The 410-nt window shown below is 74.1% G+C and carries 1 tRNA gene; it reads left to right on the top strand.

Features of this window, described 5'->3' with window-relative positions:
- Window positions 1-225 precede the first annotated feature (225 nt).
- Window positions 226-299: transfer RNA gene (locus LCD33_RS25070), tRNA-Met, on the top strand.
- Window positions 300-410: the final 111 nt, after the last annotated feature.

The following is a 410-nucleotide window of genomic DNA, read 5'->3' as shown; positions in this document are numbered from 1 at the left end:
ACGGGCGCGCCCGCCCCGGCCGGGCCGGGGGGCGCGCCCCCCCCCCCCCCCCCCCCGCGCCGGGCGCCCCCCGGCGGGGGGCCCCCCCCCGCCCCGGCCCCCCCCGCCTCGCCCACCAGCGGAAACGCCCTTGAGGGACCCCGCCTGCGGCCGGTCCTGGACCCTCCAGTAGAGTTCTCTTCACAAGGAAATACGGCACGGGCTGAGGTTGATGGTCGTGCTTGGCGCGGGGTGGAGCAGCTCGGTAGCTCGCTGGGCTCATAACCCAGAGGTCGCAGGTTCGAATCCTGTCCCCGCTACTCGTGGTGTGTTCGAGGCCCCCTCTCTGGCGAGAGGGGGTCTCTTTCCGTTTGTCCTTGTTTTGTCCGGGGGCCGCCCCCCCGTAGGCCCCCACGGTGCGGTGGTGGGAT

Origin of the sequence: Saccharopolyspora sp. 7B, assembly GCF_020177435.1 — a bacterium.
In the GTDB taxonomy this organism is placed as follows: domain Bacteria; phylum Actinomycetota; class Actinomycetes; order Mycobacteriales; family Pseudonocardiaceae; genus Saccharopolyspora_C; species Saccharopolyspora_C gregorii.
This window is presented reverse-complemented; position numbering and strand designations above follow the sequence as displayed.